At 70.7% G+C, this 18,291-nt stretch carries 14 protein-coding genes and 2 pseudogenes; 11 read left to right on the top strand and 5 right to left on the bottom strand.

From position 1 onward, the window contains the following. Positions 1-30: 30 nt before the first annotated feature. From mqnE to H8R17_RS24155, 7 genes are all read left to right on the top strand, one after another. The gene (gene mqnE, locus H8R17_RS24180; protein ID WP_187825311.1) at positions 31-1,194 is read left to right on the top strand and encodes an aminofutalosine synthase MqnE; all 1,164 of its coding nucleotides are present in this window, start codon (positions 31-33) and stop codon (positions 1,192-1,194) included. 269 nt (positions 1,195-1,463) lie between these two features. Beyond that, positions 1,464-2,129, top strand: coding sequence for a UdgX family uracil-DNA binding protein (locus H8R17_RS24175; protein WP_187825310.1), 666 nt, complete (start codon positions 1,464-1,466; stop codon positions 2,127-2,129). Positions 2,130-2,185: 56 nt separating this feature from the next. Beyond that, positions 2,186-2,710: a GNAT family N-acetyltransferase gene (locus H8R17_RS24170; protein WP_187825309.1), complete on the top strand. Its 525-nt coding sequence runs from the start codon at positions 2,186-2,188 to the stop codon at positions 2,708-2,710. Between the two features lie 87 nt (positions 2,711-2,797). Then, a complete protein-coding gene (locus H8R17_RS24165) occupies positions 2,798-3,097 on the top strand; it encodes a DUF4229 domain-containing protein (protein WP_187825308.1) in 300 nt (99 codons plus the stop codon). 174 nt (positions 3,098-3,271) lie between these two features. Beyond that, on the top strand, positions 3,272-3,373 hold the full coding sequence (locus H8R17_RS48795; protein ID WP_316959515.1) for a putative leader peptide: 102 nt from the start codon (positions 3,272-3,274) through the stop codon (positions 3,371-3,373). Positions 3,374-3,424: 51 nt separating this feature from the next. Continuing rightward, the gene (locus tag H8R17_RS24160) at positions 3,425-4,726 is read left to right on the top strand and encodes a dicarboxylate/amino acid:cation symporter (RefSeq protein WP_187825356.1); all 1,302 of its coding nucleotides are present in this window, start codon (positions 3,425-3,427) and stop codon (positions 4,724-4,726) included. 65 nt (positions 4,727-4,791) lie between these two features. Then, a complete protein-coding gene (locus H8R17_RS24155; RefSeq protein WP_187825307.1) occupies positions 4,792-5,442 on the top strand; it encodes a TetR/AcrR family transcriptional regulator in 651 nt (216 codons plus the stop codon). 3 nt (positions 5,443-5,445) lie between these two features. Here the strand turns inward: H8R17_RS24155 and H8R17_RS47280 are convergent, their stop codons facing one another. Then, on the bottom strand, positions 5,446-6,768 hold the full coding sequence (locus H8R17_RS47280) for an SDR family oxidoreductase (RefSeq protein ID WP_262505464.1): 1,323 nt from the start codon (positions 6,766-6,768) through the stop codon (positions 5,446-5,448). Positions 6,769-6,855: 87 nt separating this feature from the next. Between H8R17_RS47280 and H8R17_RS24140 the strand changes: the two genes are divergently transcribed. Both H8R17_RS24140 and H8R17_RS24135 read left to right on the top strand, forming a co-directional pair. Beyond that, positions 6,856-8,142 carry an acetyl-CoA C-acetyltransferase gene (locus tag H8R17_RS24140; protein ID WP_187825306.1) on the top strand — a complete coding sequence of 429 codons (1,287 nt, stop codon included), beginning with the start codon at positions 6,856-6,858 and terminating at the stop codon, positions 8,140-8,142. 286 nt (positions 8,143-8,428) lie between these two features. Then, the gene (locus H8R17_RS24135; protein WP_187825305.1) at positions 8,429-10,354 is read left to right on the top strand and encodes a long-chain fatty acid--CoA ligase; all 1,926 of its coding nucleotides are present in this window, start codon (positions 8,429-8,431) and stop codon (positions 10,352-10,354) included. A gap of 42 nt (positions 10,355-10,396) precedes the next feature. Here H8R17_RS24135 and H8R17_RS24130 read toward each other — a convergent pair whose 3' ends face one another. The 3 genes and pseudogenes from H8R17_RS24130 to H8R17_RS24120 all read right to left on the bottom strand — a co-directional run bounded on the left by H8R17_RS24130 (position 10,397) and on the right by H8R17_RS24120 (position 11,702). Continuing rightward, on the bottom strand, positions 10,397-11,074 hold the full coding sequence (locus H8R17_RS24130) for a class I SAM-dependent methyltransferase (protein WP_187825304.1): 678 nt from the start codon (positions 11,072-11,074) through the stop codon (positions 10,397-10,399). Between the two features lie 77 nt (positions 11,075-11,151). Further along, a pseudogene (locus H8R17_RS24125) lies at positions 11,152-11,283 on the bottom strand (branched-chain amino acid ABC transporter permease); the annotation flags it as partial. Positions 11,284-11,498: 215 nt separating this feature from the next. After that, positions 11,499-11,702: a cold-shock protein gene (locus tag H8R17_RS24120; protein WP_187825303.1), complete on the bottom strand. Its 204-nt coding sequence runs from the start codon at positions 11,700-11,702 to the stop codon at positions 11,499-11,501. Positions 11,703-12,046: 344 nt separating this feature from the next. Here H8R17_RS24120 and H8R17_RS24115 point away from each other — a divergent pair, with 344 nt between their 5' ends. Both H8R17_RS24115 and H8R17_RS24110 read left to right on the top strand, forming a co-directional pair. After that, a complete protein-coding gene (locus H8R17_RS24115; protein WP_187825302.1) occupies positions 12,047-12,895 on the top strand; it encodes a menaquinone biosynthetic enzyme MqnA/MqnD family protein in 849 nt (282 codons plus the stop codon). Positions 12,896-12,940: 45 nt separating this feature from the next. Further along, positions 12,941-13,363, top strand: a pseudogene (locus H8R17_RS24110) (serine/threonine protein kinase); the annotation flags it as partial. Between the two features lie 102 nt (positions 13,364-13,465). On the opposite strand, the gene H8R17_RS24105 reads toward H8R17_RS24110, so the two are convergent. Next, the gene (locus H8R17_RS24105) at positions 13,466-18,067 is read right to left on the bottom strand and encodes an FtsK/SpoIIIE domain-containing protein (protein WP_187825301.1); all 4,602 of its coding nucleotides are present in this window, start codon (positions 18,065-18,067) and stop codon (positions 13,466-13,468) included. Positions 18,068-18,291: the final 224 nt, after the last annotated feature.

The following is an 18,291-nucleotide window of genomic DNA, read 5'->3' as shown; positions in this document are numbered from 1 at the left end:
ACTGGTCAAGTGTCGGAGAAAGGTGTGGGCATGGACGTCGGGCTCAAGCGCGAGCTGGAGGAGAAGGTCCGTTCCGGTGAGCGGCTGACCCGCGAGGACGGCATCGCGCTGTACGAGTCGGACGACCTGGCCTGGCTGGGCGGCCTCGCGCACGAGGTGCGCACGCGCAAGAACGGTGACGTGGTCCACTTCAACGTCAACCGGCACCTCAACATGACCAACGTCTGCACGGCTTCCTGCGCGTACTGCTCCTTCCAGCGCAAGCCGGGGGAGAAGGACGCGTACACGATGCGCATCGAGGACGCCGTCAAGCTGGCCAAGGCGATGGAGAGCGAGAACCTCACCGAGCTGCACATCGTCAACGGCCTGCACCCGAACCTGCCGTGGCGCTACTACCCGCGTTCGCTGCGGGAGCTGAAGGCCGCGTTGCCGGACGTCTCGCTGAAGGCCTTCACGGCCACGGAGATCCACCACTTCGAGACGATCTCCGGGATGAGCGCCTCCGAGATCCTGGACGAACTGATCGACGCGGGGCTGGAGTCGCTCACCGGTGGCGGTGCGGAGATCTTCGACTGGGAGGTCCGGCAGCACATCGTGGACCACCGGACCCACTGGGAGGACTGGTCCCGGATCCACCGCCTGGCGCACGAGAAGTGTCTGAAGACCCCGTGCACCATGCTGTACGGCCACATCGAGGAGCCCCGCCACCGCGTCGACCACGTCCTGCGCCTGCGTGAGCTGCAGGACGAGACGAACGGCTTCCAGGTCTTCATCCCGCTGCGCTACCAGCACGACTTCGTCGACATGAAGGACGGCAAGGTCCGTAACCGCCTCCAGGCGCGGACCCAGATGGCCACCGGCGCCGAGGCTCTGAAGACCTTCGCGGTCTCCCGCCTCCTCTTCGACAACGTCCCGCACGTCAAGGTGTTCTGGGTCATGCACGGCGTCAACACCGCCCAGCTGGCCCTGCAGCACGGGGCCGACGACATGGACGGCTCGGTCGTCGAGTACAAGATCACCCACGACGCGGACGACTTCGGCACGCCGAACAAGCTGACCCGCGACGATCTTCTCGACCTGATCAGGGACGCGGGCTTCCGCCCGGTGGAGCGGAACACGCGGTACGAGATCATCAGGGAGTACGAGGGTCCGGACCCGGAGCGCCGGGAGTCGCCGCAGCCGATGCGGGTGTGACCGCCAGTTGGTGCGGGCCGGGGGTGGGTATCTCTTGCCCGCGCTGGCGGGGTGCCTCCCCCACGCTCGAACGAGCTCGCGCGGGGGCACCCCCATCGCCCACCCGTGCCGCCCCAGGCGGCACGGATGCCCGCAGCTGTGTCGACGGGAGTGTGCCGGCCTAAAAGGGGCGCGGGGAACCGCGCGACCAGCCCCCACCCACCCGCACCCGGCCACGAACTGAACCACCCCGCCCGTTCTCCGCCCCGAACCCGGGGTACCCGGCGAGCATGGTGAGTACCAAGGCGCCCGAGGACGCCTACACCGCCGAACCCTTCGTCCCCGACCGCGGCGGTCTGACCGCCCTGCGCAAGGCCGCCGCCGACTGCCACGGCTGCCCCCTGCACCGGGACGCGACCCAGACCGTGTTCGGCGCCGGCAACAAGGACGCCCGGGTCATGCTGGTCGGCGAGCAGCCCGGCGATCAGGAGGACCGGCAGGGCAAGCCGTTCGTGGGCCCGGCGGGCCGGCTGCTGGACCGGGCGCTGGAAGAGGCCGGCATCGACCCCGGCGACGCCTACGTCACCAATGCCGTCAAGCACTTCAAGTTCACGCAGACAGAGCCCCGCAAGCGCCGCATCCACAAGGCCCCGACCCTGCGCGAGATGACGGCGTGCGGCCCCTGGCTCGCCGCCGAGCTGGCCGTCGTGGAGCCGGAGTTGATCGTCGTACTCGGCGCCACCGCGGGCAGGGCGCTGCTCGGCTCGTCCTTCCGCGTCGGCCAGGCACGCGGCGCGGTGCTGGAGCGGGAGATCCACGGGCGGCAGGAGAAGCTGGTGGCGACCGTGCATCCGTCGTCGATCCTGCGTGCGCAGGACGACGAGGACCGGAGGGCGGCGTACGAGGGTCTCGTGTCGGATCTGAAGGTGGCGGCGCAGGTGCTCGCGGCCGCCTGACGTCCGGTTGCTGGAGTATTTTGGGGCGGGCGCGTCGTAATGCGTACGCTCCTCCCATGCCCCTTACCTTCACCCTCGACCCTTCCGTGACCCCCGACCTGCGTGACGGCCTCCTCGACCTGTGGACCGACGTCTCCAACGCCGACGGAGCCGTCGGCTTCGTGCCGCCGGTGATGCGGGAGGACATCCGGCCGGAACTGGTGAAGCACTTCGCGGCGATGGCGGAGGGCCGGGTCCGGCTGCTCGTCGGGCACGACGAGGACGGTCGGGTGGCCGCCACCGCGTTCCTCACCTTCAACACGCACCGGCTGATGACCCACTGGCTCTGGCTGTACACGGTGATGGTGCACCCCCGGCACCAGGGCATGGGCTACGGCCGCGACCTGCTCGCCGCCGCCGAGAACGCGGCCCGTTCCCTCGACGGCATCGAGGCGATGCGGCTCACCTGCCGCGGCGGCGTCGGCCTCGAGCGCTTCTACGGCTCCTGCGGCTACAAGGAGGTCGGCCGCATCCCCGCCGCGATCCGCGTGGCGCCCGGCGACGACCGCGACGACATCCACATGCTGCTGCCGCTGACCTGACCCCCCTGCAAGATCCGCAGCCCACCGTGCTTCACTGGACGGTGCCCCTTTGGGAACATTCGGACCGTTACGGAAGAGTGGATTGAGATGCTCCGCTACACGCTGATGCGCCTCGGGATCTTCGTGGGCTGCCTCGCCGCTGTCTGGGGCCTCGTCTACTTCGGCGTCTTCCCGCGTGGTCTCGGCGAGTCCAACGGCATGTGGATCGTCCTGCTGTCGCTGGTGATCTCGGCCCCGATCAGCTTCGTCGTCCTGCGCAAGGAGCGGGACCGCGCGTCCGTGCGGATCGTGCAGAGGGTCGACCGCATGAAGGCCAACCTGGATGCGAGCCGCAGCCAGGAGGACGAGGCCGACGACTCGGCGCGCGCGCAGGGGCAGACCTCGTAGCGCGCGCCCAAGGGCTGCGTAAGGTTCGTCACAGAACGTACGGCGCCCTGGTTTCCGGGGGTTTCAGAAACCCCCGGAAACCAGGGCGCTTTGTGATGTGTGGGTCATTCTGCCGCCCAGCCTCTCAAAGCCAGGCTATGGGTTCCCTAAAGCTACGGTGTTAAAGTCGTGTGCATGAAGCCAGCAGTCGTGCCCTCCACGCCCCGGAGCGCTGTGCTCGTGGCGCGCCTGCACGTGGACCTCTGCCGGTGCGCGTCCGCGAAGTGTCGCCCCTGACGTTCCTCCCACCCGTTCTCCACGTCAGCCCCTACGCGTCCCCAACGGAGCCTGTCCGTGTCCACGAACACGAAGTCCGTCAAGCTGCCCAAGGTGCCCTTCTGGGCCCAGATACTCGCCGGTCTCGTCCTGGGTGTCCTGCTCGGCTGGACAGCCCGCAGCCAGGACGTGTCCTGGCTGGTGACGACCCTGGAGAAGGTCGGCGACACGTTCGTCGGCCTGCTGAAGCTCGCCGTCGCCCCGCTCGTCTTCTTCGCGATCCTGGTCTCGGTCACCAACCTGCGGAAGGTCAACAACGCGGCCCGCCTGGCCTCCCGCACCCTCCTCTGGTTCATGATCACTTCGCTGATCGCGGTGAGCATCGGCCTGGTCATCGGACTCCTCACCAACCCGGGCGCCGGCACCGGCCTCACCCCGCAGGACGGCGCGAAGCCCAAGACGACCGGTTCCTGGATCGACTTCCTGACCGGCATCATCCCGACCGACGTGATCACACCGTTCACCCAGCTGAACGTGCTGCAGATCGTCTTCATGGCCGCCGTCGCCGGTATCGCGGCCCTCCAGCTCGGCGAGAAGGCCCAGCCGATCCTCACCCTGAGCGAGTCCGTCCTTGAGCTGCTCCAGAAGGCCCTGTGGTGGGTCATCCGGCTCGCCCCGCTCGGCACCGTCGGCCTCATCGGCAACGCCATCGCCACCTACGGCTGGGACCTGATCGGCAAGTACGCCACCTTCACCGCCGACATCTACGTCGGCTGCCTGATCGTACTCTTGGGGGTCTACCCGACGCTGCTCGCCACCGTCGCCAAGGTCAACCCGGTCCAGTTCTTCAAGGGCGCCTGGCCCGCGATCCAGCTGGCCTTCGTCTCCCGCTCCTCGGTGGGCACGATGCCGCTGACCCAGAAGGTCACCGAGCGCCTGGGCGTGCCGCGCGAGTACGCGTCCTTCGCCGTCCCGTTCGGCGCGACCACGAAGATGGACGGCTGCGCCGCGATCTACCCGGCGATCGCCGCGATCTTCGTCGCGCAGATCTTCGACCTGCGGCTCGGCATCGGCGACTACCTGCTGATCGCCTTCGTGTCGGTGGTCGGCTCCGCCGCCACGGCCGGTCTGACCGGCGCGACCGTGATGCTGACGCTCACCCTGTCCACGCTCGGCCTGCCCATGGAGGGCGTCGGCCTGCTGCTAGCCATCGACCCGATCCTGGACATGATCCGCACCGCCACCAACGTTGCCGGACAGGCCCTGGTACCGGTCCTGGTCTCGGCCCGCGAGGGCCTGCTCGACCGGAAGGCGTACGAGGCGGTCGCCGCGTCGCCGGTGGAGGAGCCGCAGCGGGTGGCTGCCGCGACCTGATGCTCCGCGGCGTGGGACGGAAGCTGACGGGCTGACAGGGCCGCACGGACCGTACGCTGATCCGCATGGGTGCCGTCAAGACCAAGCGGATGCCGCGTGCGGTCCGTGAGCAGCAAATGCTGGATGCCGCCGTGCAGACCTTCGGCCAGCGGGGGTACATGGCCGCGTCGATGGACGAGATAGCCGAACTGGCCGGGGTGTCCAAGCCGCTGGTCTATCTGTACCTGAACTCCAAGGACCACCTGTTCACCGCGTGCATCCGCCGTGAGGCCAAGGCCCTCACCGAGGCGGTGCGCACGGGCGTACGGCCCGGACTGCCCGCCGACCGCCAACTCTGGGACGGGCTCACGGCGTTCTTCACGCACACCGCGCAGAACCCGGACGGCTGGTCGGTGCTGCACCTCCAGGCGCGCACCCACGGCGAGCCGTTCGCCGCCGAGGTCGCCGCGATGCGCGAGGAGATCGTGGCGTTCGTGACCGAGCTGATCCTCGCCGCCGCGCGCGCCGCACACCGCGACCCCGAGATGCCCGAGCGGGAGGTCGCCGGGCTCGCCGAGGCCCTGGTCGGTGCGGCCGAGTCGCTCGCCGACTGGGCCAACGCCACGGAGGGAGTCAGAGCCAAGCAGACGGCGGCGACGCTGATGAACTTCGCGTGGGCGGGGTTGGGGAGCCTGATGGACGGGCGGCCGTGGTCGCCGCCGGCGGATGGCGCCTGAGGCTCAGCCCCGGTCGAAGGTCCCTGAGACCAGCGGGTTCACGTGCCCCGTCACGTGAATTCTCCCCCGCCCGCCCCGCAGCTCGAACCGCGCCCCCTGAGCCGCGTACGTCACCGTCCCCGGCAGCAGCACCGGCGCCCTGAAGTCGGCTCGCACGAAGCAGGCCGCGGGTGTGCCGTGTGCGGCGAGACAGTGGGCCACGGTCCACATGCCGTGCGCGATGGCGCGCGGGAAGCCGAACAGGCGGGCGGTGAGCGGGTGCAGGTGGATCGGGTTGCGGTCCCCGGACGCGGCGCCGTAGCGCCGGCCCACGTCCCCGGCGAGCTGCCACTCGGCGACGGGCGGCAGCGGCTCCCGGTCTTCCGCCGGCGTTGCCGGACGGCCGTGGGTGCGGTGCCGGGCCAGATACGTGCTGCGCGACTCCCACACGACCTCCCGCCGTCCCGCACCTCCGTGACGACCGTCGCCTCGGTCCCGCGCCGGTGCGGCGCCAGCCCCTCGACGTACACGGTGAGTTCGTACGTCCAGTCCGTCCGGGAGGGCCTCGGCGATCCGCTCGCCCGCGTCGGCGGCGGTGATGTCGAGGGCAAGGGCGCAGGCGCCGCCGCCGAGCCGGCCGGCCACCCGCTCGGCCGCTTCGAGAGCCGACGGCACGTCGAGGACGACCAACCGGGCGCCGTCCCTGGCCAGCGTCTCGGCGACGGCCGTACCGATGCCGCGCGCGGCGCCGGTGACCAGGGCGGTACGGCCGGCGAGGGGACGGTCCCGGTCGGCGGGGGCGTCGACCGTGTGGGCGGCGACGTGGATCACCTGGCCGCTGACGTGGGCGGACTTGGGGGAGAGCAGGAAGCGGAGGGTGGACTCGGCGGCGTGCGCGTCGGTCAGCCGGACCAGGTTCACGGTCCTGCCCCGGCCGATCTCCTTGCCGAGCGAGCGCGTGAAGCCCTCCAGGGCCTGCTGAGCGGCGGCCTGATGGTGGTCGGCGGGGTCCGGCGGGGCGCCCAGGACGACGACCCGGCCGCTCGCGGCGATCGACCGTACGACCGGATGCAGGGCCGCGTGCACTTCGGCGAGGTCCTCGGCGGTCCGCACGCCGGTGGTGTCCAGGACGGCGGCGGCGAGGGCATTCTCGGAGACGGCCGAGGTCAGACCCGGGAACCCGAGGTCCAGGTCGGACGTTCCGGCGGTGCGGTGGAGGAGGTCACCGCCCAGGTCGGGATGCTCCGGTGACCAGCGTTTCAGCGCGGCCGGCTGGGGCAACCCGAGGCGGCGGGTCAGGAACCGGCCAGGAGCCGTGCCGGTGAAGCGCAGATAGCGGTCGACCATGTCCGACTCCCGGGCCCCTCAAATTCTGACCCTGGAGTAAGGTGTTACCGGAGGTAAGCCTACGTCAAACGTGAGGAGTGGGTCGAGGTGAGCCCTGTGAACCCGCAGGAGACACGCCGGGTCGCGGTCATCGGCGGCGCCCGCATCCCGTTCGCCCGCTCCGACGGGCCGTACGCCACCGCCTCGAACCAGGAGATGCTCACGGCGGCCGTCAACGCGCTCGTCGAGCGCTACGACATCCAGGAGCCCGGCGCCGTGGGGGAGTTGGTCGCCGGTGCGGTGCTCAAGCACAGCCGCGACTTCAACCTCGCCCGCGAGACGGTCCTCGGCTCGGCGCTGGACGCGCGCACTCCGGCGTACGACATCCAGCAGGCCTGCGGCACCGGGCTCCAGGCCGTCATCGCCGCCGCCAACAAGATCGCCCTCGGGCAGACCGAGGCGGCGATCGCGGGCGGCGCGGACACGGCGAGCGACGCGCCGCTCGGCGTGAACGACTCCCTGCGGCGGATCCTGCTTCAGGCGCGGCGGGCCAGGTCACTGGGCGGCCGGATGAAGGCGCTGGCCCGCGTCCGGCCGTCCCACCTCATCCCCGACATCCCGCGCAACGCCGAGCCGCGCACCGGCCTGTCCATGGGCGAGCACGCCGCCGTGACCGCCCGCGCCTGGGGCATCGGCCGCGAGGCCCAGGACGAGCTGGCGGCGGCCAGTCACCAGCGGCTGGCGGCGGCGTACGAACGCGGCCTCTTCCAGGACCTGGTCCTGCCCTTCCGGGGCCTGGCCCGCGACCAGAACCTGCGTCCCGGCTCGACCCCGGAGAAACTCACCGCCCTGAAGCCGGTGTTCGGCCTCGACGGGCCCAACCCGACCATGACGGCCGGCAATTCGACGCCGCTGACGGACGGGGCGGCGGTCGTGCTGCTGGCGAGCGAGGAGTGGGCCTCCCGGCGGGGTCTGGAACCGCTGGCGTATCTCACGGCGTACGAGACGGCGGCCGTGGACTTCGTGCACGGCGACGTGGCCGACGGCGAGGACGGGCTGCTGATGGCGCCGGCGTACGCGGTCCCGCGCATGCTGGAGAAGGCCGGACTCGGACTGGAGGCCTTCGAACTCGTCGAGATCCACGAGGCGTTCGCGTCCCAGGTGCTGGCGACGCTGGCCGCCTGGGAGAAGCGGGGCCTGGCCCCTGTGGACCGCGCCCGCATGAACGTCGCGGGCTCGTCGCTGGCGACCGGCCACCCCTTCGCCGCGACCGGCGCCCGGATCGTCGCGACGCTGGCGAAACTGCTGGCCGAACGGGACGTGCCGGCACGGGGGCTGGTCTCGGTGTGCGCGGCGGGCGGACAGGGTGTGACGGCGATCCTGGAACGCACATGAGCGCGCGTGACGGTGGCCCGGGAGCGTGCGTGACGGCGGCCCTGGCACGCACGTGACGGCGATCCCGGAGCGTACCTGAATGACCCTCACGTAACCGCCGAGATTGCACATACCCGGCTCCCTACCACCCCCGAACACGCACAGGCCCCTCACGCGGCGGCCGTACGATCCCCTACCTAACCTGCGGTAACGCCTCTTTCCATGGCCCGCGGGTGAGCGCCTCGGTGCGCGAGGCACGTATGTCATGCAGCAAGCAGTTCTTCGCTGCACGCCCCAGGAGCCGCCCGTGTCCACTGCCTATCCCTCCTCCGCCTACGGCGACGCGTACGGAGAAGGACCGGTCCTCGTGGAGCCCGAGACGCGCCGGCTGGACGGAGTCGTACGGGAGGCGGCCGTACCGCCGCTCGCGCCGCCGTGGACGCACGGCTCGCTCGCCGACCTGCCGTTCGACAACGCGGCCGCGGCACCGGATGCCGTGGTGCTCAGCCGCAAGGGGCCGGACGGGAAGTGGTGGGACGTCACGGCGGCCGAGTTCGCCGAGCAGGTGCTGGCGCTCGCGCGGGGACTGGTCGCCGAGGGACTGATGCCGGGCGACCGGGTCGCGGTCATGTCGCGGACGACGTACGAGTGGACGCTGCTCGACTTCGCCGCGTGGGCGGCCGGCCTGGTGACCGTGCCCATCTACCCCACCTCGTCCGTCTACCAGGCCCGCTGGATCCTCCAGGACTCCGGCGCGGTGGCCCTGCTCACGGAGACCGCCGGCCAGGCCGCGGCGCTCGGCCCCGAGCGGGAGCGGATACCGGACCTGCGGCACCTGTGGGTGATGGAGAAGGGCCACGTGGAGCGGCTGATGGAGCTGGGTGCGCAGGGCGCCCGGGACCAGGAGGTCGACGTACGCCGCGGGATGCTGGGCCCGGGCACGCTCGCGACGCTGGTCTACACGTCGGGCACGACGGGCCGCCCGAAGGGCTGCGTCCTGACCCATGGCAACTTCTTCGCCGAGGTGGACAACGCGATCGAGCTGCTCTACCCGGTCTTCCGGGCGCGCACCAGCGAGGAGGCCTCGGTCCTGCTCTTCCTGCCCATGTCGCACATCTTCGGCCGCATGGTGGCCATCGCCTGCATCCGCGCTCGGGTGCGGCTGGGCCACGCGCCGAGCATCAAGGCGGACGAGCTGCTGCCGGACCTGGCCTCCTTCCGGCCGACGTGCCTGCTGGCCATCCCGTACATGCTGGAGAAGGTCTTCAACACCGCGCGAGCCAAGGCCGAGGCGGGCGGCCGGGTGACGTCGTTCGACCGGGCGGTGTCGGTGGCGCGGCGGTACGGCGAGGCCGTGGAGGCCGGGAAGACGGGCACCGGCAGCGGCCCCTCCCGCGCCCTGAAGACGGCTCGCGCCTTCTACGACCCGCTGGTCTACCGCCGGATCCGCAACGCCATGGGCGGCCGGGTCCGTTACGCCATCTGCGGCGGCTCCCCGCTGGGCGTTCGGCTGGCCGCGTTCTTCGCCGGCGCCGGCATTGAGATCTTCGAGGGCTACGGCCTGACCGAGACGACCGGCGCGTCCACGGTGACGCCCCCGCTGAAACCCCGCCTGGGCACGGTGGGCTGGCCGATGCCCGGCACCCGGGTCCGCATCGCCTCCGACGGCGAGATCCTCATCGCCGGCGACAACGTCCTGCGCGGCTACTGGGACCCCTCGGCGGGGGGCGTCGTCCCCGCGGCCCCCGACGGCTGGCTGCCCACCGGCGACATCGGCGAACTGGACGAGGAGGGCTACCTCACCATCACCGGCCGCAAGAAGGAGATGCTGATCACCGCGGGCGGCAAGAGCGTGGCCCCCGCCCCGCTGGAGAACTGGCTGCGCTCCCACCCCCTGATCTCCCAGTCCATGGTGCTCGGCGACGGCCGCCCCTACATCACCGCGCTGATCACCCTCGACCCCGACGGCATCACCCACTGGCGCCGCATGCACGGCAAGCATCCGGTGCCGCCGACACTCCTCGTGGACGACCCGGAACTGAGGGCCGTGCTGCAACGAGCGGTGGACGAGGCCAACAAGCTGGTCTCCCGCCCGGAGTCCATCCGCCGCTTCACCGTCCTCCCCGTCGACTTCACGGAGCACTCGGGCCACCTGACCCCGTCGATGAAGCTGCGGCGCCAGCAGATCATGCGGGACTTCGCGGAGGACGTGGAAAGGCTGTACGAGAGGTAGGGGCCAGGGCTTCGTCGGCTACGGCGAGGGGCCCGGCCCCGGCTACGACGCCGGTTTGCGGGCGGGCTTGCGGGCGGGCTTGTGGGCGAAGAGGTACGCCTGCGGAGTCGACTCGGTGGTCCCCTCCTCGGGTTCGCGGACCATCCGTGCCCGTATGCCGAACCCGGCCTCCTCCAGCAGCGCGGCGACCTTGTCCGGTTGCCGCCGCTGGAAGTCGAGGGAGACGGGGTGGCCGTAGGGCCGTTCGTGGCGCTTGGGCTGGTCGCCGACCTGGAAGGCGACCAGCAGATGGCCGCCCGGGGCAAGGACCCGCCGGAATTCGGCGAAGAGCTCGGGCAGCCGCTCCTCGGGGGTGTGGATGATCGAGTACCAGGAGAGGACGCCCGCGAGCGCACCGTCCGGGAGATCCAGCTCCAGCATCGAGCCCTGCTCGAAGCGCAGCCCCGGATTCTCCCGGCGGGCGATCGCGAGCATCGACTCCGACAGGTCGACACCGAAGACGGACAGCCCCAGCGAGTCCAGGAACGCCGTCACCCGACCGGGCCCGCACCCGAGATCGGCCACCTGGCCGCCGTCCGCCCCGACGAGGCCGGCGAAACCGGTCAGCACCGCCCGGTCCAGCTCCCTGCCGGCGAATATGTCCCGGAACAGGTCGGCGTAGGTCTCGGCGAAGGAGTCGTAGAACGTCCTGGTCGTGATCAGAAAGTCGGAGTCGGTCATGAGCGGGAACCCTACCGACGCCCACTGACAACGCACCGGGTTCACGCCTCCCCCGGCGGCTCGCAGGACTGCGGTGGCGCCCCGGCCAAGCGCGCGAGCCGTCCCCGGCCGATGATCTCCGCGACGGTGAGGCTGAAGACCGCAGTACGGGTGTTGAGCAGCAGCCCGGTGGCCGCCGCGGCGACCGGACCGCCCCCGGCCAGCCTGGACTGGATCGCCGCCTGCCTCCGGCGGGTGCTGGTCATGCAGCACGTCTGAGGGAACTCGCTGCCAGAACTCGCTGTCCGGCGCTTCCCGAAAGGCAGGAGCCCCGATTGCCTGGACGGCACGGGGCTCCTTGGGTACTGCTCTCAATCCGCAGGATCAGATACTGATCAGATACTGACTGGATCAGATACTGATCCGAGGGCCGGATCCGTGAGGATCAGACCGGGGTGACGTTCTCCGCCTGCGGGCCCTTCGGGCCCTGGGTCACGTCGAAGGTCACCTGCTGGTTCTCTTCGAGGGAGCGGAACCCGGTGGCGTTGATCGCGGAGTAGTGGACGAAGACGTCGGGGCCGCCGCCTTCCTGGGCGATGAAGCCAAAGCCCTTTTCGGCGTTGAACCACTTAACGGTTCCGGTAGCCATAAGCCCTCCTTGGGCCCAAAGGGTTGCCCTGCTCCAGAACCTGCAAGTGTGAAAACAAGTCCATGCCGCACAACTGCATTCGTCTGAAAACGACTAGAGCCCGCGGTCACATGCTCCGCAGGCTCTGCACTGCAAGGGAAACCAAACTGCAACTTGCGACGAGCCTAGCACGCGGGCAGCCGAAAGCAAGAGAGGTCAAGATCACGTCACCCGAATGTTTGAAGATTCCGAAAGGAGGTGGCATCGGGTCGGTCGCTGAGTCGGCCGCCGGGCCGGTGCCGGAATCACCGGGATCGGCGGGGGTCGGAGCCCGCAGCGTACCCGCCAGGGTCTAGCCTCACGATGTGGACAATCCTCGCACCCGGCCGCGTGTCGGCCACATCCAGTTCCTGAACTGCCTGCCCCTGTACTGGGGGCTTGCGAGAACGGGCACGCTCTTCGACTTCGAGCTCACGAAGGACACCCCCGAGAAGCTGAGCGAGAAGCTGGTGCAGGGCGACCTCGACATCGGGCCGATCACCCTGGTCGAGTTCCTCAAGCACGCCGACGATCTGATCGCCTTCCCGGACATCGCCGTCGGCTGCGACGGCCCCGTGATGTCGTGCGTGATCGTCTCGCAGGTCCCGCTGGACCGCCTGGACGGCGCCCGGGTCGCCCTCGGCTCGACCTCCCGCACCTCCGTCCGCCTGGCCGAGCTGCTCCTGGCCGAGCGCTACGGCGTACGGCCCGACTACTACACCTGCCCGCCCGACCTCAGCCTGATGATGCAGGAGGCGGAGGCGGCCGTACTCATCGGGGACGCGGCGCTGCGCGCGAACCTGCTGGACGGCCCGCGCTACGGCCTCGACGTGCACGACCTCGGCGTGCTGTGGAAGGAGTGGACGGGCCTGCCGTTCGTCTTCGCGGTGTGGGCGGCGCGGCGCGAGTACGCGGAACGCGAACCGGTCATCACCCGACTGGTGCACGAGGCCTTCCTCGCCTCCCGCAACCTCTCCCTGGAGGAGGTCGTCAAGGTCGCAGAGCACGCGGCCCGCTGGGAGGCCTTCGACGAGCAGACCCTCGCGCAGTACTTCACCACCCTCGACTTCCGCTTCAGCGGACCGCAGCTGGCGGCGGTGGCGGAGTTCGCGCGGCGGGTGGGGCCGACGACCGGGTTCGCGGCGGACGTGAAGGTGAACCTGCTGGAGCCGTAGACGGTGTACGGCACGGGCCCACTCCCCTGCTGAGAGTTGCCCCCTGTCAAGATCGTGCACCCGCACCTCGCGCTCGACGAGGACTTCCGGACCCGTTTCCGGCGCGAGGTGGAGGCCGCGCGCCGGGTGTGCGGCGCGTGGACGGCACCGGTCCTGGACGCGGACTGCGACGCACCGGTGCCGTGGGGCGCGACGGCCTACGCCGCGGGCCCCTCCCTGACAGCGGCGGTCACGGACACGGCCCGCTCCCGGTCCACACGGTACGGGCGCTGGGCGCGGGCCTCGCCGAGGCGCTGACCGCCGTCCACGGGCGTCTCGATCGGTTTCCCCTGGCTACATGTCGCCCGAGCTGCCGCCGGCGAGCCGCCCTTCCCCGGCGACTCCTCCGCCGCGCTGCTCTACAAGGTCGTACACGAGGAGCCCGAACTGGGCTCTCTGGGAGGTGGCTTGCGCTCCCTGGCTCACGCCGCAGACTTCGAGGCCTACGCCCTGCCCGCAGTATGAGCTGAGACGGCAACGGGTCACGGAATACTGACGATTCCGTGACCCGTACGTCGGCGTCCGTCACCTCTACACCGGCGTCGTGACCGTGAGGTGGTCCCCGGTGCCCAGGTGCAGCAGGCCCTTGCCCGGCGTGACCGGGCCGCCGACCATGCTGCGCGTCGTACGGATGCCGATCAGCTCGCCCGAGGACGTCTCCTGCGGGGAGAGCAGCACACCGCGGCGGGCCTTCTTCGCATCGACCTGCCAGCCGGAGAAGCCGTCGCAGATCTCGTCCTCGTCGCCGGCGATGACAACGGCCAGGCCCTCTTCGGCGCCGCGCTCGATGATGCGCTTGAAGACGTCCTCGGCGTCGCAGTCCTCAAGGATCTCGGCGTCGTCGACCAGGACGACGACCGGATCCTCCGGCTTGGCCGTGCCGACGAGCTCCTCCAGCTCGTCCTCGTCGATGTCGCGGCCGGTGAAGACCTCCAGGACGCCGTCCTGGCCTTCGAGTTCGCGCAGCGGGGACTGGCGGGGCGCCGCGAGGACCAGGCGGGTGCCCCGGGTGAGGTAGGAGCGGGCGAAGTTCAGCAGCACCGTGCTGCGGCCGGACTTGGCCGGGCCACCGATCACGAACGCCGGTACGCCCTGCGCCAGGTCCGGGCCGAACCCGGTGAGTTCGTCGCCGCCGACGCCGACGAGACCCCACAGCGGCGAGGCCGTCGTGGCCGGGTCGCGCATCTCCCAGGCGTCCGCGAAGGAGATCCGCCTGGGCAGCACGTCGACCCGGAACGGGCGCCGGGAACGCGGTACTCCGGCGTCCCGGGCCTGCGCCGCCTCGCCGATAGCGACCAGTGCAGCGGCCTGACCCTGGCCGGTGGTGTCCTCGGAGAGCAGCGCGAACTGCGTCTCCGTGGCCGTCTCGTTGCGGAAGGCACGGCCCGGCGGGATCTCCTCGGGGACCTTGCGGGCGTTGATGTCCAGCGACGAGAAGTCGCTGCGGTCGGCGAGCCGCAGGCCGTACTTGTCCTCTGTGAGGGAGGCGATCCGCCCGACGAGGACCTGGCGGTCACCGGTGATGATGACGTGGATGCCGACGCTCGCGCCCTCGCGCATCATCGCCATCAGCTGGTCGGTCAGATCGCCGTGGTCGTACTCGCCGAGGGTGGGCAGCCAGCCCTCCCAGCGGTCCAGCAGCAGCACCATGTGCGGCAGCCGCTCGTCCTCCGCGACCGCGGCCCGCTGCTCGCCGATGTCGGCGTAGCCCTTCTCGGCCAGCAGATCCTGGCGGCGGGTGAGTTCACCGGACAGGCGGGTGAAGAGGCGGACCACGCGCTCGGTCTGGTTACGACCGACGACCGCGCCGCAGTGCGGCAGCCGGGTCAGCGCGTTGAGGGCGCCGTTGCCGCAGTCGATGCCGTACAGATGGACATCGGCGCACGAGTGCGTACGGGCCAGCGAGCCGGCGATGGTGCGCAGCACCTGCGAGCGGCCGGTGCGCGGAGCGCCGCCGACGATGAGGTGACCGAAGGTGGCGAAGTCCACGGCGACCGGGCGGCGGGCCTGGTCGGCGGGCAGATCCTCGATGCCGTACGGGGCAGCGGGCAGCGCGCCCTGCGCGCGCAACGGCGGGACGTCGTCCAGGAGCAGGGTCTCGTCCAGCGCGGGCAGCCAGGGAGAGTGCTGGGCGGGGATACCCAGGGCCTGGTTGGCCTCCCGTACGGCGTCCACGAGCACCTTGAGGTCGGTGATCTCGTCGTCCTCGCGCGCCTCGGTCTTGGGCTTCGCCAGCGCCGCCCGCCCCAGATCCTGCCAGGCGAGCTGCCCGGCCCACGGCGCAAGCGTCTGCGGATCGGCGGCGCCGGGGCGGCGGCCGCCGACGCGGCCGGACTGGAAGGGGATGAGGGAGGCGTGGCCGAGGCGGACGTACGCGCGTCCGGGCGTGCTCTTGGAGATGTGGCCGGCGTCGGGCGCGTCGATGACGTCCGTCGACTCGCCGGCGTCGGTCACGCGCAGCGCGATGCGCAGGTTGGTGTTGGCGCGGATCTCCGGGGAGACGACACCGCTGGGCCGCTGGGTGGCGAGCAGCAGGTGGATGCCGAGGGACCGGCCCCGCTGGGCGATGTTGACCAGACCCGTGACGAAGTCGGGCAGGTCGCGGACCATGGACGCGAACTCGTCGATGACGATGAGGAGCCGGGGCACGGACGGGTGCGAGGGGTCCCGGCGCACCAGGTCCTGGTAGTCCTCGATGTCCTTGGCGTCGGCGGCGGCGAGGATGTGCTCGCGCCGTTTCAGCTCGGCGCCGAGGGATTCGAGGGCGCGTTCCACGAGGTGGGCGTCGAGGTCGGTCACCATGCCGACGGTGTGCGGGAGTTTGACGCAGTCCTTGAACGCCGAGCCGCCCTTGTAGTCGACGAGGACGAAAGTCATGTTCTCGGGCGTGTTCGCGACCGCGAGAGCCGCGACGATGGTCTGCAGCAGTTCCGACTTACCGGAACCGGTCGTACCGGCGATCAGGCCGTGCGGACCGTCGCGCCGGATGTCGATGCCGAACGGGCCGTCGTACGACTCGCCGATGACCGCCATCGTCGACTGGCCGCCCATCCGCCAGCGCGCGGCGATCCCGTCCCGCGTGGGCGGCTCCAGCTCCAGCACGTCGAGCAGCCGGCTGGCCGAGGGCAGCGCCGAGTCCTCGGTCTCGCCGCTGATGTCGCGCAGCGGGGACAGCGACCGGGACAGGCGTGCGCACCAGGCGGCGGAGACGAAGTCGGGCCGTACGCCGGTCCGGCGGCGGGTCCCGGTCTGCTCGACCCGCAGCCGGATGTGCAGGTCCTGTTCCGCTTGCTGCTGCGTCTGCTGGGAGCTGTGGTGCCAGGCCTGGAAGGAGGGGAAGGCGCCGGCGGCGGCCTGGGGTGTCATCGACGCGGGGGTGTCGTCGGAGCGCCGCTGCGGCTCGGCGACGACGACAGCCTGGCACTCGCCGGGCAGGAACCGCTCCTCCTCGTCCAGGCAGATCGCGTACATGGCGACACCGGGGCCCTCGCGCAGCAGCCGTACGACACCCGGCAGCGAGCGCAGGCGCCGCGAGCCGTCCCACACGACGACGACATCGGGGTCGCTGAAGGCGGGTCCGTCCGCTCGGCGGTTGTTGTTCTCGTTCAGCGCCTTCTGCCGGGCGTCCAGCAGCTGGGTCAACTCCCCGACCCGCGCGCCCACGGTCTCGGAGTCGGTCCCGATGAGGACGTTGACGTCCTGACCGTTCGACGGGCGGGAGTGCGGCAGCCAGCGCACCCAGTCCCAGCGCGGGTGGGCGTCGTTGTCGGTGAGGACGTAGAACTGCACGTCCATGGGGCTGTGCAGCACCGCGGTCTGGGCGACGGCCCACCGGCCGAGGGCCTGTGCCGAGTCGCTGGGCCCGGCGATGCCGATGACTCCGAGGTCCTTCAGCGGCAGCGACACCGGGGAATCCTCGATCTTCCAGGTGACCTGGCGCTTGTGCTCGTCCTGCTCCGGGTCGTCGAGGACGACTTCCGAGGGAACGCGGCCGGTGCCGACCCGGACGAGCAGGTGGTCGGCGTCGGTGCGCCGCCGCTCCCACAGCCGGGTGCGCGGCCCGGTGCCGAAGGCCAGCACGGAGGCGGGGTCGGGAACGGCGGTGCGCCGGTCGACCCGCTCGATGCGCAGCGCCTCCTCGGCGTCCTTCTCGATCCGCTCCTTGGTTTCCTTGTACTCCTTGACCTGCTTCGCATGGGACTTGCGCCCGTGCTTCTTGTCCATGAAGTAGTTGCCGAAGAGCATGATCGGGCTCATCAGAGCCATGATCATGTAGTACCACTTACCGAAGACCACGACGGATACGACGGCGCCGACCAGCGGCAGCAGTGCCATGAGCCACGGCAGCGGCCGGGCCTCGTAGTCCCCGGGCTTGCTCGGCAGCCGGAAGTGCGTCTTGCGGTCGGCGGGGCGCAGCCGCGGGGGCCGGTTGTAGTCGAGCCCGGCGCCGTCCTCGGACCACTTCAGGGCCGCGTCCGGCGGGGTGTAGCCGGTGATCTCCAGCAGGGTGTTGCCGAGGGCGAGCTGCGAGCCGAGGGGCCAGCCACCGCCGTCGAAGTGCTCGCCGTCGAGACGAGGAGAGTCGGCATCCCCGTCCTTGTCCTTGCGGTCGCTCTTCTCGCTGCCCGTGCCGGTGTGGACGGTGACGTCGCAGGTGCCGTCGATGGCGATGGCCAGGGTGGCCGCGCGGGCGGCGAGTTCAGGGTCGTCGATACGGATGTGGGCGGCCGGGCCGCTGCCGATGTCGTATCTGCCGACACCGAGCCGGTGCACGGCACCGGCACCGGGCCCGCCGGCCACCCGGAACTCCACGAGGCCGGTGGGCTCCCCGAGCAGGCAGCCGGCCGGATCGTGCAGGCTGACGAGGGCGCCTTCGCGCAGCGGGGACCCGACGATGTTGGCGGTGGGATCGAGGGCGTACCCGTCGACGAAGGCCTGCGACGTGCCGTCAGGCGCCCGATGCCCCCCGATGGGGATGATCTGCGCACCGCCGGTCTCACCGAGCCTTCCGAGGCCGACGTATCGCGCCAACTCCCGAGTGATGTCGCCGACCGACGACTCCGGATCGACGTCGAGCACCACATCGGCGCTGGCGCCGCCGACGGGGTCGACGACGGTCAGACTCAGGCGCACGTTCGTCCTCCTCGCTGGTTTGAGGCCGCCCCCGGAACGCTGAACACAGTGTGAGTGACCTTAGCCGCCGCACCTTTACTCTGCGCAACGGGATGGAACGAGATACACAGGAGGTTCACGGACCAGGGGGCGCCCGCCGGCCTCACGAATTCACGGCACCAGGAGCTTCAGTGACAGCCAGTCACTTCATGGAGGAAGGGTGCTTCCGACCTGCGATGATTCAG

The organism is Streptomyces sp. TRM68367 (assembly GCF_014495685.1).
GTDB lineage: Bacteria > Actinomycetota > Actinomycetes > Streptomycetales > Streptomycetaceae > Streptomyces.
Note: the sequence above shows the minus strand (reverse complement) of the source record. Positions and strands in the feature narration are given on the sequence as shown.